The organism is Acinetobacter sp. FDAARGOS_494 (genome assembly GCF_003812225.1).
Taxonomy (GTDB): domain Bacteria; phylum Pseudomonadota; class Gammaproteobacteria; order Pseudomonadales; family Moraxellaceae; genus Acinetobacter; species Acinetobacter baumannii.
Map to the genome: position 1 here is coordinate 514,278 of NZ_CP033866.1, position 16,114 is coordinate 530,391.

A 16,114-nucleotide genomic window follows, 5' to 3' on the forward strand; every position below is an offset into this window, starting at 1 on the left:
TGCTCCTTAACCAACAACACGAAGTTGTGGCCGTTGTTGTGGAAGTTCTTGTTCAGCCTTTATTGCTTCAGCAATTTCACGTACTGCATCGGCAGGGACTAAACCATCTGGATAAGATTTTTTGAGGGCCTTGTAGTGATCCGTGGTCCACAGGTCACCGATTAAGCCTCGGATTTCTTTTGCTGCTTCTACTGTTGAAATAGGTGCAGATTCACGACGTTGTTTAGTTGTAGTGACTTGCTCACCAGCACGTTTGATGTAAGTCGGAACTTCAACCGCTGCAACGTCTGCCATAGCATTGAGCTGACCGTCATAGGCTGGTTTCTTCTTGGCAATTGCTTTATCAACTTGCTCAAGAGTTTCAGCGTCATAAGCTTTTTTAAGTATGCGTTTGCGGTTTTCATCAATTTTGCTTTGAGGCATTGCCTTAATTTCTTCACCGATGATTGCTGCATCATTTCCAAAGCCAACCCAATCAACTTGCATCGGTTCGCATGTGAAAATGACCTCATTGCCGTGTTGATCTTTAGTCAATACATCGATGCATGGCGCACGGTATGGATTCACTACAATCTGCAACTTAGCTTTCGGGTAAACCCCATCAACATGACGAACGTCATAGTCTTGTGAGCCATAGCCTTGAATGGCATGACTAACCGTAAGATTGGCTTTAACTGTTTTTTCAACAGGTACTGTGCTGATAAGTTCACGGCACAATTCCATTGGTGGAGCAATGCGTAATTGTTCAGGCTTAATGGTTTGCCAAACAGCATTACGGCTGCGCTTAGTACGGCTATGAATTTTTGTTTCATTCCAATACATGCGCCATGCAGTAGCTTGGGCATTTAACTCTTGGATATTGTTGATCTGCATGAAACGCAGGCGGCCTTCAAACTGTGTTTCAACAATATTTTGAGCGTTTTCAACTTGGCCTTTTGCTTGTGAATTACCAGTTGCATGGGGTATAAAAGTTACATCTAGGCGCTCAAGTAAATTTCTGAATAAGCCACTGGTGTTTGCACAACCTTTGTCTGTGTAAAGGATGTTTGGAACACCGTGCATTGGCTCTTGAGCAGAACGCTTTTGAATTGCATTTAAGAAAATCTCAATTAAGTTTTCAGAGCTTTCACTGCCATAGACATACTCAACATAAATTGAGCCTGAATAGTGGTCAGTCATGACATAGCGAATCACACGGTCATTTTCGATTTTCTTCACATTGGCAGGTTTGTTCTTGTAGAACTTCTTCTCATCCATCACTTGCATACCGCCTTTAGGCAGGTAAAACAAAACACAGACAGAGGCATCAACTTGCCAAACGTGGTTTGGATGTAACGATTTTTGCTGTGTATGTGCTGACGGTGTAGCCAGTTGTTTTGGGTGGCACATGTTTTGTTTCATGACACGCGCAACTGTTGCTGCTGATACTCTTGGTGCTTTACCGTCGGCGATAAGCATTTCCAGCGCTGTAGTCATCGGCAATGTCTTTTTACCATGGGCACGTGTTGCTACGTGCACCATACCGCCAACCATTTCAGCAACTTCAGTCGGCACAACTGTTTTACCTTTATCAGAGCGCTGTTTGCGTTCAGATTTAAAACCTACTTTTTCAAGTTCACGGTAAAGTTGCGGTTTGCTAAGACTTAAAAAGTCACATGCAGTTTTTACAATCGCAGCTTTCCCACCAAACTCAGCAGCAGTAAGTTTGGCTGCAATCTCACGCAAATAATCTTGTTTTGCTAAGTTTGGATTTGTCATGATTACTGCTCCACGTTTGTAGCATCAAATGGAGTAGCTTCTTGATCCGCAGGTAACCATGATGGGTTTACCATCGTTTCAAAATCAATTTGAATTCCTAGCTCAACACTAGTTTGGGCAATCTGTTGAAATGCGCTGACAACGAGGGCTTCAAGTTGCTCTTGGATGTTGTAAAGGCCATGCTCGTTGATTGTGTCTAAAACTGAGTTGACTGTATTTTTAAAACGCACTGTGTCGTTGTGCATTGTTAAACATGCGGTGTTGGCTTCTTCTAAAGCTTTAGCTGCAATTAGTTGCTCTTCAGATTCAGCACGTTTTTTGATTTGAACTGGACTCTGGAGTTTTGTGAGCTTTGCATCTAGTTCATTAATCTTTTGGTCTTTCTTTTGGAGAAGTAAGTCGCCAGCTTCCTTGTTAGCTTTAATTTTGCGAAGTTCATCTTTTAATTCGCGTACTGACATAGTTTCAATGCTGTCTAATGAAACCTCACCAATGCTTCCACCTTGTTCGATGACTTGTATTTCATCATCATCTAGCGTCACAAGCTCAAGCAACTTTGTTTGATTTCCAGCTTTCTGCAAAAGCGAACTCGAATTCGTTTTTGAGAATTTCAGCACCGCTGACATAAATTTTTGTGCCATGCGTGGAGTGAAATTCAGCATCTCAACGCGCTTATTAAACTCACCATGCGGTGTAATTTCTTTTAAGATTAATAAGCGCTTGCCAAGCTCCATTACTGCTTCAACAGTACGTTGTTGGAAAAAGCGAATTTCATCTTCCAGTGCACCTACAGTTAAAGCTCCTTCATAACCAAGTTGCGTTGCTAAACCTGCAACAGCCTTAGTATGATTTTGAATTTCAACTTCAGTGATTACTTCATTGCTCATAGCGAACCCTTATTAAAACTGTGTGTTAAGACGTTGGTTGTATTCATTAATTCGTGCTTGAACACGGTCACATTCTTCTTTACACGCTGTTGCAAATTTGACCGTCTTCACACTTGGGGCATAGTTGCCGTTGTCACGTTTTTCTACCCAACCATCCGCTTCAAGGGTTTGGAGTGCGCGAGTAATAAATACAGGTGTTTCTTTCAAGCTTTCAGAAAGCTGTTTATTGCTAAGGCCGAAAACGTAATGACCTCGCAGCGCGAATAAAACACGTAGAACTTTCACTGCTGATTTATTTGTTGAACTCATGCCCATCTCCTTGAGTGAACTTGATTGACATTAGTTGCTGCTTAAGCTCTTCGTTGTCTTGTTCAGCGAAGAACCATTGGACATAACCGAATGTCGTTACGAAGATGATTAGGTAACGAAATGCAATACTTCCTGATTGTTTTTGTCTCATCTCTTTCCCCGTGTGCAAAAATGTGCGAATATGTGCAAAGTAACTAAACAGTGACTTTCTGTTTTGGTTCTGGTTTTAGGCCGAGGGCAACAGCAATCTTATGGGCACGTCCAAAGTTTCCTTTAGATTGACCGTTGAGTACTTTGTAAACTTCTTGTGGGGTGAAACCTTTACTTTCAGCCCATGATGAAACAGGAATACCTTGTTCAATAAATTCCTGTTTAACTTCTTCGGGAGTTTTTAGGTGCATGTTTAGTTTCCTCTGTGTGTCTAAAGTTGCATTAAGTAGAACTTATGGCACCACATTAGTAACTATTTAGTTACTTGTCAATATTATTGGAGTGTTTTTTGTGACTATCGGAGCAAGACTTAAAGAAGAGCGTGAGCGACTGGGTTATACGCAACCAGTTTTTGCTGAATTAGCAGGCACTACCAAGAAAAGTCAGATCGACTACGAGAAAGATTTGACACAACCAAAAGCTGGATATTTGGCTGCAATTGCTGAAGTTGGAGCAGATATTGGCTACATAGTAACGGGTAATAAATCACCACAGTTACAAAATAGTGACTTTGCATATGAGTTTGACTTAGTCAATGTTTATGATGTTTCGGTGTCTGCTGGTGATGGTGCAGTTTGTTTGGGTGAAACGGAACCTACTAGCCGTTTGGCATTTAGAAAAGACTGGCTTGCAAGACATGGGCTTTATGCTAAGGACTTAGTTATCGTTTATGCCAAAGGCGATTCAATGGAGCCAACTATTCATGACAAAGAGCCTTTATTAATCAATACGATTGATAAAGAATTAACTGATGGTTTTATTTATGTTGTAAGAAATCACGAAAATTTCTGGGTTAAACGTGTTCAGCGTCAATTCAATGAATTGTTATTGTTGTCAGATAATGAAAAATATTTACCCATGAAACTTGATTTAAATGAATCGACTGATGTTGAAATTATTGGCAGATGGATACCACCTAGTCGGGGGACTTTCTATTAATATGAAAAATTTAATTACTATTGCTGGGTTCTTATTATTGGCAGGCTGCTCTACTCAAAAACAACCGCAGTCAGAACCTCCTTATGTGAAACAAAGTTATAGTGAGTCTGATCCTGCTGCGAAATTGAGCGTTTCTCAATTTGCTGGTGTAGTTAAAAGTATTTATCCTGCTTATCAAATCAGTCATTCAAATGATGGTAGTGAAGTAAAATTCTTACCAAATGATGTCAAAGCAGATACTAAATTTGTGCCAAATAATAATTGGTACAGTATTAAAATTATCAAAGAACCAAAGACTGAAAATTGGAAAGGTCTTATTGTAGAAGTTTTTAATAAAGGCTCATTTGAAGAGTCAAAAGCTGTTGCCGCAAAAGACTGTCAAAAGATTTTTGGAAATATTGATAACCGTGTACCTGCTGTACTTTATGATCTAGAAAATCGGTTAAATCAAAGTCCAAATGCTTCAATCTCTAACCGTCAGTATGGTTATACTTTTCACTTAGATGCAAGTCACTACAATCAAGGTTATCCAGTAACTTGTATGGTAAGTAACTAGAACCCAAAACTGAGCGGAAGCATTTCCGTCTGATAAAAAAATAGTTCAGATTGCAACATAGCCTCATCATTTGATGAGGTTTTTTTGTGAACAAAACTTTTCAAACTGCACTGAAACGAGTGCTTCAACATGAAGGCGGGTATGTAAATCATCCCTCTGATCCCGGTGGTGAAACCAATTACGGCATTACAAAAAGCGTTGCCCGTCAGTACGGTTATAAAGGTTCAATGAAAGATATCCCAATGGATATTGTTGAGAAGATTTATAAAAACCAATACTGGGATGCAATGAGCTGTGACAGCTTCCCATTCTCTGTTGGTTTCCAACTTTTTGATGCAGCTGTTAATCATGGCCAGCTTAATGCTCGAAAACTTTTACAGCGTGCAGTCGGTGTGAAAGATGATGGCATTGTTGGTTCTTTAACTTTAGCGGCAGTTCGTAAGCAACCACAGTTTGCCTTAATCAGTTTATTCAACTCAAAACGTATTGAATTCTATACAAAGATTTCAACTTTCAATGCCTTCGGCAAAGGCTGGATGGCACGTGTAGCGGTGAACTTGAAATATGCTGCGGAGGATATGTTATGAGCCAATGGAAGCGAAATTTCCGATGTCAGCTAGCTAAAAGTCAAAATGGGTTGGTAAATCAAAATAAACCTGTTGATTCACAATATATTCAAGGTGTTGCAGTAAAGCTCAAAAAGCGCTGGATTGTAGAGAATTGGCGAAGTGGTTGGTTGTGGTTGTCGAACTGGTTCATTGCATTAATTGCATATGTTCAATTTTACGGTGTACCACCTGAGGTAATTCAATTACTGCCCATAGCAACCCAGCAACGCGTAACAACTGCCTTGGCAGTGTTGGCTTTTATTGGTCGCTTTATTGATCAAAACCGAGCTAAGCCTTTGCCACCAGTTGACGAGGACAATTAATGCAAATTAACCCCGCAACTGTGTTAGCTCTGGTTTCATTTCTTTGTAACTTTGGGCTTGGTGTTTATATCTTTGTTTCAAATCGCCAAGCCGCCAAAGACAAAGAGTTGCAAGAAACTAAAGAGCGTTTGACTCAAGTAGAAGAACGTATTCGTAACATGCCTGATCACCAAGTGATCTATCAAATGTCTGGTGATATGAAAGCCTTAAAAGAGTCTGTTGCGGGGTTGAAAGAACTTATCTCCCCCTTAGCAAAGGCGGTAGATCGTGTGAATGATTACTTATTGCATAACAAGGATTAAATATGAGCTTCGCCAATCATTTAAAAGAAGACATGCGTTTGGTGGTATTGCGCCTTTTACATGAATTACCACAGTACCGTTCTAACTCGTCAGTACTTGTTGCTGGTCTAGATCGTTACGGACATAGCTTTAGTCGGGATCAAGTTAAGACAGAATTACACTGGCTTGCCGATCAGGGCTTAGTAGTACTTGAAGATGATCTTGGTTCTGTGTTGGTTGTAAAGTTGACCGAGCGTGGAATGGATGTCGCTACTGGTCGCATTTCAACACATGGTGTTAAACGACCTTCTGCATAGGAGCAAATATGTCAAAGTCTTTTATGCATAAGTTGTCGGATGAGCAACGCACATTTGTAGAAAAATTACTGCGTGAAGACCGACTGACATTGAATGAAATGCTGGACGAAATTCGCGCTGAATTTCCAGCTGACTCTATACCCAGCCGTTCGGCATTAGGCCGTGAAAAGAAAAACTGGGCTGAAGAAGCCAAAGCTATGCGCGAAATTGCTGCTGCCTCAGAAGTTTTGGTTAAAGAGTTTGGTGAAGATCCCGACGATAAAGGCGGTATTTTGTTGGCTCAAGCTGTACAAGCCATTGTGACCAAGAAGGCTCTAGATGAACTGACCAATACAGGTGATGACCCTGAAAAGCCCAAAATGGATATTGACGCTGTTGGGGCATTGGCACGTGCTGCCCGTGCAGCAATGATGACAAAAGAAAAAGCAATGGATAACCGTGATGAAGTACGTCGTCAAGCACGTGAAGAGTTGCTTAAAGAACAAGATGAAAACCTCAAAAAAGCTGCTGCATCTCAAGGTATGGGTGAAGAGCAAATTCAATTTTGGCGTGAAAAAGTATTGGGTATTAAATAATGACTGCACCAAAACCTCGGCAAGATACAGTACGGGTTATTGACTGGGATGAGCTTCCTGAACGTGCCCGAAATCTGCCTAATAATCTGAACCCTTTTGAAGAAGGTGTTTTGATGAAACACCAAGTTGAATGGTTGAAGATTAAAACAGACATTAAGGCTTGTCCTAAAGGACGTCGAACTGGTATTACTTTTGCCGAAAGTTTTGATGCAGTATTTACAGCTGCCGCCAGTAAAGAAGCTGGCGGTATGAGTGTTTACTATATTGGGGATACCAAAGAAAAAGGCCTTGAGTTTATTGGCTACTGTGCAAAGTTTTCACGTGTAATTGCTGAAGCTCAGGGACAGATTGTTCAGATAGAAGAATTTCTGTTTGAAGATCAAAATGAAAAAGGTGAAACGCGCCAGATAACGGCATACCGCATCCGTTATGCCAGCGGCTTTCAGATTGTTGCTTTGTCTAGCCGTCCCGAAAATATTCGTGGTTTGCAAGGTAAAGTCGTCATTGATGAAGCTGCTTTCCACCCGAACGTTCAAGGCGTGATGGAAGCTGCAACTGCGCTTTTGATTTGGGGTGGCCGTATCTCGGTTATTAGCTCGCATAATGGTAAGAACAATCCATTCAATCAATTTGTCAAAGATATTGAAAATGGTGTGTTTGGTGAAGATGCAGCTGTGCATGTAGTGACTTTTGATGATGCTGTGGCTAATGGCTTATATGAGCGTGTGTGCTTTATGCAAGGCAAAGAAGCCACACTTGAAGGTAAGAAAAAATGGTACACGAAAATTCGTAAAGCTTATGGTAGCCGTAAGGCAGCCATGCGTGAAGAATTAGACGCAATACCTCGTGATGGTTCATCTGTATGTTTACCAACCTTGTGGGTGGAGCGTGCGATGACAGAAGTCAGGACAGTATTGCGCCTGCAATTGGGTGATGATTTTACTGAGCTAACACCAGATGAGCGTGATGCATATATCGATGACTGGATTCAACGCTATTTAGAGCCAGAATTACAAAAGCTTGATAAGACTAAGCAGCATTGCGCTGGGCAAGACTACGCTCGTCATCGTGACTTTAGTTTTATTTTGCCTTTCTATATTGCTCAGGACTTACGTCGGATTGCGCCTTTTGTGATTGAAATGCACAAAGTGCCTTCACGACTTCAGCAAAAAATTCTCTGGTATATGCTGGATCGATTGCCACGCTTTGGTGGTATTGCAATGGATGCGACTGGTAACGGTGAAACCATTGCAGAAAATACGGCAGAAAAATATGGTGCTCATATGGTGCATCAAATCAAACTGAGCCGTGCTTGGTATGGCTTATGGACACCTAAGCTGGTCACTGCTTTTGAAGAAGATATGATTGATTTACCAATCGATGCTGACTTAAAAAATGACTGCTCAGCAATTGAAGAAGTGGACGGGATTTACATGGTTTCAAAAGCGCGTGCCAAGGATATTAAAGACCCTGAGCTGTATCGACATGGTGATGGTGCTGTAGCGATGATTCTTGGTTGGTTTGCAAGTTTGCATCTGGCAACTGCTATTGAATTTACTCCACTGCCTTCAAAAGAGGAAATGGAGCTAAGTGATGATTATGATGACTGGTCTAGCTCGGTTGGATGGTTTTAGATAATTCTTTCAATCTGCATATGCCTGTTTCCATTGTCATAAATTGTGGCTACCTTATATTTATGCTCATACTTGCGACCTAGAATATTTTCAAACCCAATAGTAATTTCTCGTTCAACATCTTTGTTTTCTCGGTAAAGTGCATCTTCAGCAGGAGTAAATGGTGAACTAAATACTTGACGATGCTCTTTAGGGAAAAATTCAAAATCCTGCTTTTTATTAGGTAAATGTTCTAGAGTAATATGTTTTGCTGCATTTTCACTGTGATTTGTAAGAGAAAAACTAAAATAAATCCTGCCATAATCGACACCTACAACAGCATGAAAACTAATCACTGGCGCAAGAGTATTGTGTCTATCTTCTAATTCAGCTTGCTGTAGTTGCGCCATTATTTTCTGTTGGTCAACTGACTCTTTCATTTCAGCAACTTGCAATTGCAATGCTTCAGTACTTGCTCTTAACTCTTCACTTTGAATCCTAATAGATTCATTGTTTTGCTTATATCCCAAGATTAGAAATAAAAAAGCAAGTGGTGCAAAAGCACCTGCTAAAAAGTCACCTAATTCATTTGAAGGGAGTAAAACGTTTTCACCTTCACTTAAGCAAAATATTAAGGTGTATAAAATAATGAAAGACAAATATAAAACAACTACCCAAAAGACCCACGTTTTATAAATAGGTGTTTTGGGCGGTGTTTGATTTTGTGGTGTCGGTGTCGGTGTTGGTGTTGGTGTTGGTGTTGGTGTTGGTGTTGGTGTTGGTGTTGAATTTTGCACGGAAGTACTTCCCCCTGATTATCAAGTTTTAATTTTTTAATAATTTAAAACGAGGTGACGACTCTTGCTGGAACAAGAATCGCCCCCTTTGGTAAAAGTGCTACCGCAGGCTTAGCCTCGTTACTGTGCACACAGTTATTGCAGGCTATCAAAAATGAAAAAGTTTTGCAGTAGGTGAAATAATGAAAACCAAGCCAATTGTTCCTTGGATGGGTGGTAAGCGTCGTCTGGTGTCGCAACTGATTGAAAAAATGCCAGAACACCAATGTTATGTAGAGTTATTTGCTGGTGGCGCAGCTTTATTTTTTATGCGTGAAGAACAATCAAAAGTTGAAGTGATTAACGATTTAAATGGTGAGTTAGTGAACTTATATCGAGTCGTTCAGCATCACCTTGAAGAGTTCGTTCGTCAATTTAAATGGGCGCTGGTCAGTCGACAGATGTTTGATTGGCTTAAATTTGCAAGTGTGGAAATGATGACTGACATTCAGCGTGCAGCTCGTTTCTACTATTTGCAGCACACGGCATTTGGAGCCAAGGTATCTGGTCAAACTTTTGGAACAGCAACCACAGCTCGACCAGTAAACTTGCTCCGAATAGAAGAACAATTGAGTGAAGCGCATTTGCGTCTGTCTGGAGTAACTGTTGAGCATTTAACTTGGGATGCATGTCTATTGAAGTATGACCGTCCACATAGTTTTATGTATGCCGATCCACCGTACTGGAAATTAGCTGGCTACGGTGTAGGTTTTGGTTTGGATCAATATGAAAAAATGGCTGAGCTAATGAAGACCTGTAAAAGTAAAGTCATGCTCTCGATAAATGATCATGAAGACATGCGTGCCACATTTGATGGGTTGAATATTGCGACCACCAAAATTAAATATTCAGTGGGTAATTCTGGCTCAGGTCGTGATGAAAAACAGGAACTCATCATTACTAATTACTGAAGCATGACGTTTATAGATTTATAAATCTTTATAAACGCTCTTTACGGCATTTATTTTGTATTTTGCTGCAATGATCCGTAAAACTAAATAAGTCGCTTAAATCGCAAATCAGCGCATGAAATTGGGCGGAAGCATTTCCGCCTGATTTTAAGCCCGCTAAAATTCCACAATGGTGCAGAATCCTCAAATTGTATTTGCATCTATCATGGCTAAAAAAGACCGCACTTCTAAAAAACAAGATCGTACTGCACTTGAAACTAATCAGACTGCTGAAATTGCATGGCTCACCAATCAGGCTCAAGAACATCCTGTCGTTGGATTGACGCCACAGCAGTTATATCGCTTACTTACCGATGCTGAACAAGGCAACTTACAAGCTCAAGCTGACCTGTTTGCAGATATGGAAGAACGTGACGGCCATATATTTTCCGAAATGGATAAACGCAAGAAAGGCATTAACGGTCTTGACTGGGGTGTTAAGCCACCAAAAAATGCATCTGAGCAAGAAAAGAAAATTGCTGAAGAAGTTCGTGAATGGATTGAGGACATTCAAGACTTTGAGATGTTTTTGTTTGATGCGATGGATGCTGTTGGGCATGGGTACAGCTGTCAAGAAATTGAATGGCATCAAGTCGGCAATTTGTGGCTACCGAAAAGCTTTGAGCACCAGTTGGCACGTAATTTCATGACGCCTTTTGATAAACCAAATGAGTTACGTCTGAATGATGGTTCTCCAGAGGGTGCAGAGTTCTGGGACTTTGGGTGGTTCATTCATCGCCATAAAGCTAAATCAGGATATATTGCCCGATCTGGTTTACACCGAATTTTGTGCTGGCCGTTTATTTTTAAGAATTATGGCATTCGTGATGTGATGCAGTTCCTTGAAGTTTACGGTCTGCCAATCCGACTTGGTAAATATCCTTCAGGTGCAACTGATCAGGAAAAAATGACTTTGCTGCGCGCAGTTATGTCGATTGGGCGTAATGCTGGAGGGATTATCCCAAATGGTATGAGCCTAGATTTTGAATCAGCTGCTGACGGTGACACCAAGAACCACATGTCACTTATTGATTGGTGTGAGAAAACAGCTTCAAAAATTATTGTAGGTGGAACTTTATTAAGTCAGGCCGATGGTAAAACCAGTACCAATGCCCAATCAAATACACATGAGCTTCAGTTTGAAAAAATTATTAAGTCTGATGCTAAACAATTGGCACGGTCATTAACTGATTACCTTGTCAGCGCTTTAATGCGGTTGAACTATCCAAATATTCAACCTGATCGTTATCCGAGTTTTTTCTTTGATACTTCCGATACTGAAGACATGCAGGTCTTTGGCGAGTCACTTGAAAAGCTTGTTGGTGTGGGAATGCGAATCCCATTGTCATGGGCGCATGAGAAGCTAGGCATTCCACAGCCTGCCGATGATAAAGAGCCAATATTGGGTATTCAAAAAGAGCCAGCACCTAATCTAGCGATGAACACATATCAACCTCAATTGTTGGGTGGCATTATTGCTGCAAATTCAGCGCAGCTCCCTATTGAAGAGCAAGCCTTGCAACTGTTGCTGAAGGATCAGACCAATATTGCACAAGATACGGTTGAGTCGTGGACCAAGCAGCTCTTGGCAAAAATTCAGTCAGGCAATGAAGAAGAGATACTTGCGCTTTTACAGGATGCATATCCAGCTGAAGACGAACCAGCATTACAGGAAAAACTCACACGCTTGATATTTGCAAGTGAAGTATTGGGCCGTCTGAGTGTTCAAGCGGAGCAAAGCTAATGCCTACAGCACAACGGCCAGAGCTGAACGCTCTGTTTACATTGCCCCCTGAAGATGCAATTTCTTATTTAGAAAAGAAAGGCTTCAAGATTGGCTGGGACTGGCACGAAACACTGGATAATGCTCACAGTAAAGCATTTACCGTGGCAAAAGTTGCACGTATGGATCTGCTCCAAGATATTCGCCAGTCGTTAATTACAGCAATGCAGCAAGGCCAGTCACTTGAGCAATGGAAAGCTAGTATTACTCCAACGCTACAAGACAAAGGTTGGTGGGGAAAGAAAATTGTTGTTAATCCCGAAGGCCGTGAACAGGAAGTACAGCTTGGTAGCCCACGTCGATTGCGAACAATTTACGATACAAACATGCAGTCTGCTTTTGCAGCTGGCCGCTATAAAGCCATGCTTGCAGGTGCTGAAACTCGTCCATATTGGGAATGGCGTCATATCTCAATTAGTAACCCGCGCAAACAACATGTGGCCTTGAATGGAAAGATTTTTAGCTATGACGATCCATTTTGGTCGGTAGCCTATCCACCGTCAGAATGGGGTTGTAAATGCCGTATTATTGCCCGATCCAGACGTGAGGTTGAAGGTAAAGAAATATTAACTGGCAAAGGTCATGCCCGAACAATTAATGAAAAAATTGGTACAGATCGTAATACTGGCATGAATGTTGTTGCCAAGCGGACTCAATTTAATATTCCAACTAAAGACGGCACGCTGACGTTTGCTCCAGCAGCTGGCTTCAATGGATCACCAGCTACCAGTTACTTGCTTGATAATGTAATGGCACAACGGGCAACCGATTTAATGGGTTCGTACAAAGGTTTAAAACAAACTCAGGAATTATTGAATACACCAACACGGGCAAAAATCCACGAAAAGTTTATTCAGAATGCCTTGCGTCTGGCCGAGCCTAGAAATGAGACCAGTACTATTGGCTCCCTTCAGGATGTTGCCGTGAAATCACTCTTCAGCAGAGGTGTGCCGCTTGAATCACCAATTTTATTTTTAAGTGATGCAATTGTTGTTAATAAAGAATATTCAGGTATAGCGGTTAGCCGATTGATGGCCTTGCCTCAATTACTTACTGAAGCCAAGCAAATATTTTGGGACCCCAAAAACGAGCTATTGTTTTATGTGCTTGAAAAAGATGTTGTTCAGTTCTCAATGAGCGAAACAACACGCACTTTTGGTGTGTCTCAGATTGTGCGTAAAAAAGACTGGCAATCTGATAGTTTGGAGTTGATTCAATGACTATAGAACTGGGCAATAGAGAGCTAAGGACTCGGCTCACTCGCGTTGCTGAAGCAATGCTTGATACATCACCTTTAGGACATTCAATTGCCAATAGCTTTTTGACTGTTACCGAAGACAACTTTGACTCCGAAGGTCGGCCTGCATGGGCTGGTTTAAGTCCAGTGACTTTGGCCCGTCGCAAGTCAGGGAAAATACTTTTTCAATCAGGTCAATTGCGACGCAGCATTACAACACGTGTGTCAGATAATGAAGTCGAGATTGGGACTAATGATCCTAAAGCTCCAACACAACATTTTGGTGCGAAGCAAGGTCAATATGGCAAGTCTTCTAGAAATGGGCCACTTCCTTGGGGAGATATTCCTGCAAGACCATTTTTACCAATGGATGAGCAAGGCAATTTACAACATGAGGCAGAGCTTGCCATATTTGATGATGTAGACCATTACTGGCATCAGATATTTAATTTCTAAAACTGGGCGGAAGTGTTTCCGCCTGATCTTTTTTCTCCCCTCATTCTAATCTCATAACATCTTTTAAAAAGTTGATGTTATGACCGATTCAGTTCTTGTAGCTCAATGCTCATTTGATTTAGCAGTATCGTCCGATCAAACGGAATATTTGGTATTGGTTCCTGAAGGTGTTTTCGAAGGCCGTGATGGACGTCCTACTGATGCACCTCATTGGGTTCTTACACCAGAACGAGGTCGTGAAATCGTTGCTGCATTGAATCAACACAAGGTTGATATGGTCATCGACTACGAACACGCCACATTAAAAAGCCAGAGTACGGGTGAACCTGCACCAGCTGCTGGCTGGTTGAAATCTGCAAACTTCAGGTATATCGATGGAGTTGGAATATGTAGCACTAAATTTGAATGGCTTGATAAAGCAAAAGCCTTTATTGAGTCGGGTGAATACAAATATTTATCGCCTGTATTTTTCTACAACAAACAAGGCGAAATCCTAGCCTTAATCAATGTCGCTTTAACAAACAACCCTGCATTAGACCAGTTGCCCGAAGCCAAGCTTGCCGCGGCAGCTCAGCAATTTTTTGCCCATAACAATGATGAGGATTCAACAATGAATGAGTTTCTAAAGCTCATGCTTAAAAAACTGGGGCTGGCTGAAACCGCTTCAGAACAAGAAGTGTTGGCAGCTGCCAATAGTGTTTTCACTAAACTTGATGGTGCTTTTGGTACTTCAACTGCTAATGATCAGACCTTATTGGCTGCTATCGATAAAGCCATTGAAGTCAAGGCGGCAGCAAACAGTCAGGCTGTTGTTGATCCGACCAAGTTTGTACCAATCGCTGTATACCAAGAAGCCGTTGCAAAAGCTGTTACTGCCGAAGCCGCTCAAAATACAAAAGAGATTGATGACCTCATCCTTGCAGCTTGTAGTGATGGGCGTTTAACAGGTGAAGTAACTATTAACTATTACAAAGAATTGGCAAAGACTAATCCTGATGTTGCTAAAGCCCAAATTGAAGCTTTGCCAAAAATTGCAGCATTAACCCAAAAACAGACCACAACTCACCAACATAACCAGCCTAACCAACAGTCAGTTTCTGCTGAGACCTTGGCTGTCGGTAACTTGATGGGTATTGACTGGAACGAGGCTAAATAAATATGAGCAGTATTTTAACTCAAGAAGAACGACAAACTGAGCGACGTGAAGTTGGTTTGATTCACGTGCCAGTTAAAGCTGGTGCAACAGTAGTGGCTGGGTTTATTGCGGTTGTAGATGCAACAGGTCATGCGGTAACTGCAACAGCTGCAACAGGCCTAACTTATTTGGGTCGCTATGAAGACAGTGTTGATAACACAGAAGGTGGAGATGGTGATGTATACGTTTTAGTACGTACTCATGACGCATTCCTATTTGCCAACAGTGCTACAGACCCAGTAACTCAGGCATCGTTTGGCAAGCCTTGCTATATCGAAAATAAAGAAACAGTTGCCGAAACAGATGCTGGTGGAACCTTATCTGTAGCTGGTCGTGTGGTTGGTGTTGATGAAAATGGAGTGTGGATCGAATGAATGTTAATGGCGCGAATTTAAATGCGATTTTCTTAAATCTTAGTAAGGTATTTAACCAGACTTTTAATGAAGTTGAGGTTGAATATCCAGCTATTGCAATGGTTGTTCCAAGCAATGGTGCGTATGTAGATTATCGCTGGTTAGCTAATTTCCCTCAGATGAAGGAATGGATCGGTAAAAAACACATTACCAAACTTGCTGAATATGACTATGTCATTCGCAACAAAGATTATGCAGCAACAATTGAAGTGCGTCGCAATGACATCGAAGATGACCAGATTGGTATCTACAAGCCACAAGCTGAATCAGCTGCTTGGTCTGCAAAACAGCATCCAGATGAATTGGTTTTTGAAGCAGTAAATAAAGCATTTACGGCTAAATGTTATGACGGTCAACCGATGATTTCAGGAAGTCATAAAGTTGGCAAATTGACCTTTAGCAATAAAGGAACCAAAAAACTTTCGATTGCTTCATTAGCAGCAGCTCAAGCTTCATACGGTGTGGCACGCACTACTATGATGAAATTCAAAGACGAATCAGGTCGTCCTTTGAATGTTAAGCCAAACATATTGCTTGTGCCTCCAGCACAGGAAGATGTAGCTAATGCATTGATGACTGTTGACCGATTGGAAGATGGTAAGCCAAACCCTTACAAGGGTACGGCAAAAGTACAAGTGTCAGCACGTTTAACCGATGATAATGCATGGTTCTTGGTAGACAACACAAAACCTGTGAAACCTTTTGTCTATCAGGTACGTAAAAAGCCAGTGTTTGTTTCACAAACCAATATGGACTCTCCATCTGTATTTATGGAAGGTGTTTTCTACTTTGGTGCTGAATCACGTGGTGCTGCGGGCTATGGTTTCTGGCAAACCGTATACGGCTCAACTGGTACGGAGGCATAAGC

At 41.4% G+C, this 16,114-nt stretch carries 21 protein-coding genes; 15 read left to right on the forward strand and 6 right to left on the reverse strand.

Annotated elements, in window-relative coordinates:
* Nucleotides 1–6: 6 nt before the first annotated feature.
* The 5 genes from EG365_RS02665 to EG365_RS02680 are packed head-to-tail and all read right to left on the reverse strand — an operon-like array spanning nt 7 to nt 3,355.
* Nucleotides 7–1,758 carry a DDE-type integrase/transposase/recombinase gene (locus tag EG365_RS02665; RefSeq protein WP_000184216.1) on the reverse strand — a complete coding sequence of 584 codons (1,752 nt, stop codon included), beginning with the start codon at nt 1,756–1,758 and terminating at the stop codon, nt 7–9.
* 2 nt (nt 1,759–1,760) lie between these two features.
* Nucleotides 1,761–2,645, reverse strand: a complete 885-nt coding sequence (locus EG365_RS02670) for a DUF3102 domain-containing protein (RefSeq protein ID WP_000064359.1) — start codon at nt 2,643–2,645, stop codon at nt 1,761–1,763.
* 12 nt (nt 2,646–2,657) lie between these two features.
* Complete coding sequence (locus EG365_RS02675; RefSeq protein WP_002025618.1) at nt 2,658–2,954, reverse strand: helix-turn-helix domain-containing protein; 297 nt, start codon at nt 2,952–2,954, stop codon at nt 2,658–2,660.
* Nucleotides 2,938–3,105: a hypothetical protein gene (locus EG365_RS19285; protein WP_001249251.1), complete on the reverse strand. Its 168-nt coding sequence runs from the start codon at nt 3,103–3,105 to the stop codon at nt 2,938–2,940. The genes EG365_RS02675 and EG365_RS19285 overlap by 17 nt, the downstream gene beginning before the upstream one ends.
* A 43-nt stretch (nt 3,106–3,148) precedes the next feature.
* A complete protein-coding gene (locus EG365_RS02680; protein WP_000550335.1) occupies nt 3,149–3,355 on the reverse strand; it encodes a DNA-binding protein in 207 nt (68 codons plus the stop codon).
* A gap of 100 nt (nt 3,356–3,455) precedes the next feature.
* Between EG365_RS02680 and EG365_RS02685 the strand changes: the two genes are divergently transcribed.
* The 8 genes from EG365_RS02685 to EG365_RS02720 all read left to right on the forward strand — a co-directional run bounded on the left by EG365_RS02685 (nt 3,456) and on the right by EG365_RS02720 (nt 8,397).
* Nucleotides 3,456–4,103, forward strand: coding sequence for an XRE family transcriptional regulator (locus EG365_RS02685; RefSeq protein ID WP_000151899.1), 648 nt, complete (start codon nt 3,456–3,458; stop codon nt 4,101–4,103).
* A 1-nt stretch (nt 4,104) separates the two neighbouring features.
* Nucleotides 4,105–4,659 carry a hypothetical protein gene (locus EG365_RS02690; protein ID WP_000793085.1) on the forward strand — a complete coding sequence of 185 codons (555 nt, stop codon included), beginning with the start codon at nt 4,105–4,107 and terminating at the stop codon, nt 4,657–4,659.
* Nucleotides 4,660–4,745: 86 nt separating this feature from the next.
* On the forward strand, nt 4,746–5,246 hold the full coding sequence (locus tag EG365_RS02695) for a glycoside hydrolase family 108 protein (protein WP_001043991.1): 501 nt from the start codon (nt 4,746–4,748) through the stop codon (nt 5,244–5,246).
* Complete coding sequence (locus EG365_RS02700) at nt 5,243–5,590, forward strand: hypothetical protein (protein WP_000084782.1); 348 nt, start codon at nt 5,243–5,245, stop codon at nt 5,588–5,590. The genes EG365_RS02695 and EG365_RS02700 overlap by 4 nt, the downstream gene beginning before the upstream one ends.
* The gene (locus EG365_RS02705) at nt 5,590–5,892 is read left to right on the forward strand and encodes a hypothetical protein (protein ID WP_001166711.1); all 303 of its coding nucleotides are present in this window, start codon (nt 5,590–5,592) and stop codon (nt 5,890–5,892) included. Before EG365_RS02700 ends, EG365_RS02705 begins: the two co-directional genes overlap by 1 nt.
* Nucleotides 5,893–5,894: 2 nt before the next feature.
* Nucleotides 5,895–6,188, forward strand: a complete 294-nt coding sequence (locus EG365_RS02710) for a hypothetical protein (protein ID WP_000006500.1) — start codon at nt 5,895–5,897, stop codon at nt 6,186–6,188.
* 8 nt (nt 6,189–6,196) lie between these two features.
* A complete protein-coding gene (locus EG365_RS02715) occupies nt 6,197–6,763 on the forward strand; it encodes a phage protein Gp27 family protein (RefSeq protein ID WP_000045362.1) in 567 nt (188 codons plus the stop codon).
* Nucleotides 6,763–8,397 carry a hypothetical protein gene (locus EG365_RS02720; RefSeq protein WP_000126482.1) on the forward strand — a complete coding sequence of 545 codons (1,635 nt, stop codon included), beginning with the start codon at nt 6,763–6,765 and terminating at the stop codon, nt 8,395–8,397. The genes EG365_RS02715 and EG365_RS02720 overlap by 1 nt, the downstream gene beginning before the upstream one ends.
* On the opposite strand, the gene EG365_RS02725 is transcribed toward EG365_RS02720, so the two are convergent.
* Nucleotides 8,394–9,173, reverse strand: a complete 780-nt coding sequence (locus EG365_RS02725) for a hypothetical protein (protein WP_057695217.1) — start codon at nt 9,171–9,173, stop codon at nt 8,394–8,396. The genes EG365_RS02720 and EG365_RS02725 overlap by 4 nt on opposite strands.
* A gap of 182 nt (nt 9,174–9,355) precedes the next feature.
* Between EG365_RS02725 and EG365_RS02730 the strand changes: the two genes are divergently transcribed.
* From EG365_RS02730 to EG365_RS02760, 7 genes are all read left to right on the forward strand, one after another.
* Nucleotides 9,356–10,123, forward strand: coding sequence for a DNA adenine methylase (locus tag EG365_RS02730; protein ID WP_000850827.1), 768 nt, complete (start codon nt 9,356–9,358; stop codon nt 10,121–10,123).
* A gap of 169 nt (nt 10,124–10,292) precedes the next feature.
* On the forward strand, nt 10,293–11,906 hold the full coding sequence (locus EG365_RS02735; RefSeq protein WP_025464503.1) for a DUF935 domain-containing protein: 1,614 nt from the start codon (nt 10,293–10,295) through the stop codon (nt 11,904–11,906).
* Nucleotides 11,906–13,165, forward strand: coding sequence for a phage minor head protein (locus EG365_RS02740; RefSeq protein WP_001141697.1), 1,260 nt, complete (start codon nt 11,906–11,908; stop codon nt 13,163–13,165). Before EG365_RS02735 ends, EG365_RS02740 begins: the two co-directional genes overlap by 1 nt.
* Nucleotides 13,162–13,638, forward strand: a complete 477-nt coding sequence (locus tag EG365_RS02745) for a phage virion morphogenesis protein (protein ID WP_000151297.1) — start codon at nt 13,162–13,164, stop codon at nt 13,636–13,638. The genes EG365_RS02740 and EG365_RS02745 overlap by 4 nt, the downstream gene beginning before the upstream one ends.
* 79 nt (nt 13,639–13,717) lie before the next feature.
* A complete protein-coding gene (locus tag EG365_RS02750; RefSeq protein WP_000132511.1) occupies nt 13,718–14,794 on the forward strand; it encodes a phage protease in 1,077 nt (358 codons plus the stop codon).
* A gap of 2 nt (nt 14,795–14,796) precedes the next feature.
* Nucleotides 14,797–15,207: a hypothetical protein gene (locus EG365_RS02755; RefSeq protein WP_000095038.1), complete on the forward strand. Its 411-nt coding sequence runs from the start codon at nt 14,797–14,799 to the stop codon at nt 15,205–15,207.
* Nucleotides 15,204–16,112 carry a Mu-like prophage major head subunit gpT family protein gene (locus EG365_RS02760; protein WP_001102133.1) on the forward strand — a complete coding sequence of 303 codons (909 nt, stop codon included), beginning with the start codon at nt 15,204–15,206 and terminating at the stop codon, nt 16,110–16,112. Before EG365_RS02755 ends, EG365_RS02760 begins: the two co-directional genes overlap by 4 nt.
* Nucleotides 16,113–16,114 lie beyond the last annotated feature (2 nt).

Excerpts from the sequence above, each read along its gene's own strand:
- EG365_RS02665 (WP_000184216.1), bottom strand. The coding sequence starts at position 1,758 with ATGACAAATCCAAACTTAGCAAAACAAGATTATTTGCGTGAGATTGCA.
- EG365_RS02670 (WP_000064359.1), bottom strand. The coding sequence starts at position 2,645 with ATGAGCAATGAAGTAATCACTGAAGTTGAAATTCAAAATCATACTAAG.
- EG365_RS02675 (WP_002025618.1), bottom strand. The coding sequence starts at position 2,954 with ATGAGTTCAACAAATAAATCAGCAGTGAAAGTTCTACGTGTTTTATTC.
- EG365_RS19285 (WP_001249251.1), bottom strand. The coding sequence starts at position 3,105 with ATGAGACAAAAACAATCAGGAAGTATTGCATTTCGTTACCTAATCATC.
- EG365_RS02680 (WP_000550335.1), bottom strand. The coding sequence starts at position 3,355 with ATGCACCTAAAAACTCCCGAAGAAGTTAAACAGGAATTTATTGAACAA.
- EG365_RS02690 (WP_000793085.1), top strand. The coding sequence starts at position 4,105 with ATGAAAAATTTAATTACTATTGCTGGGTTCTTATTATTGGCAGGCTGC.
- EG365_RS02700 (WP_000084782.1), top strand. The coding sequence starts at position 5,243 with ATGAGCCAATGGAAGCGAAATTTCCGATGTCAGCTAGCTAAAAGTCAA.
- EG365_RS02705 (WP_001166711.1), top strand. The coding sequence starts at position 5,590 with ATGCAAATTAACCCCGCAACTGTGTTAGCTCTGGTTTCATTTCTTTGT.
- EG365_RS02710 (WP_000006500.1), top strand. The coding sequence starts at position 5,895 with ATGAGCTTCGCCAATCATTTAAAAGAAGACATGCGTTTGGTGGTATTG.
- EG365_RS02715 (WP_000045362.1), top strand. The coding sequence starts at position 6,197 with ATGTCAAAGTCTTTTATGCATAAGTTGTCGGATGAGCAACGCACATTT.
- EG365_RS02720 (WP_000126482.1), top strand. The coding sequence starts at position 6,763 with ATGACTGCACCAAAACCTCGGCAAGATACAGTACGGGTTATTGACTGG.
- EG365_RS02730 (WP_000850827.1), top strand. The coding sequence starts at position 9,356 with ATGAAAACCAAGCCAATTGTTCCTTGGATGGGTGGTAAGCGTCGTCTG.
- EG365_RS02735 (WP_025464503.1), top strand. The coding sequence starts at position 10,293 with ATGGTGCAGAATCCTCAAATTGTATTTGCATCTATCATGGCTAAAAAA.
- EG365_RS02740 (WP_001141697.1), top strand. The coding sequence starts at position 11,906 with ATGCCTACAGCACAACGGCCAGAGCTGAACGCTCTGTTTACATTGCCC.
- EG365_RS02745 (WP_000151297.1), top strand. The coding sequence starts at position 13,162 with ATGACTATAGAACTGGGCAATAGAGAGCTAAGGACTCGGCTCACTCGC.
- EG365_RS02750 (WP_000132511.1), top strand. The coding sequence starts at position 13,718 with ATGACCGATTCAGTTCTTGTAGCTCAATGCTCATTTGATTTAGCAGTA.
- EG365_RS02755 (WP_000095038.1), top strand. The coding sequence starts at position 14,797 with ATGAGCAGTATTTTAACTCAAGAAGAACGACAAACTGAGCGACGTGAA.
- EG365_RS02760 (WP_001102133.1), top strand. The coding sequence starts at position 15,204 with ATGAATGTTAATGGCGCGAATTTAAATGCGATTTTCTTAAATCTTAGT.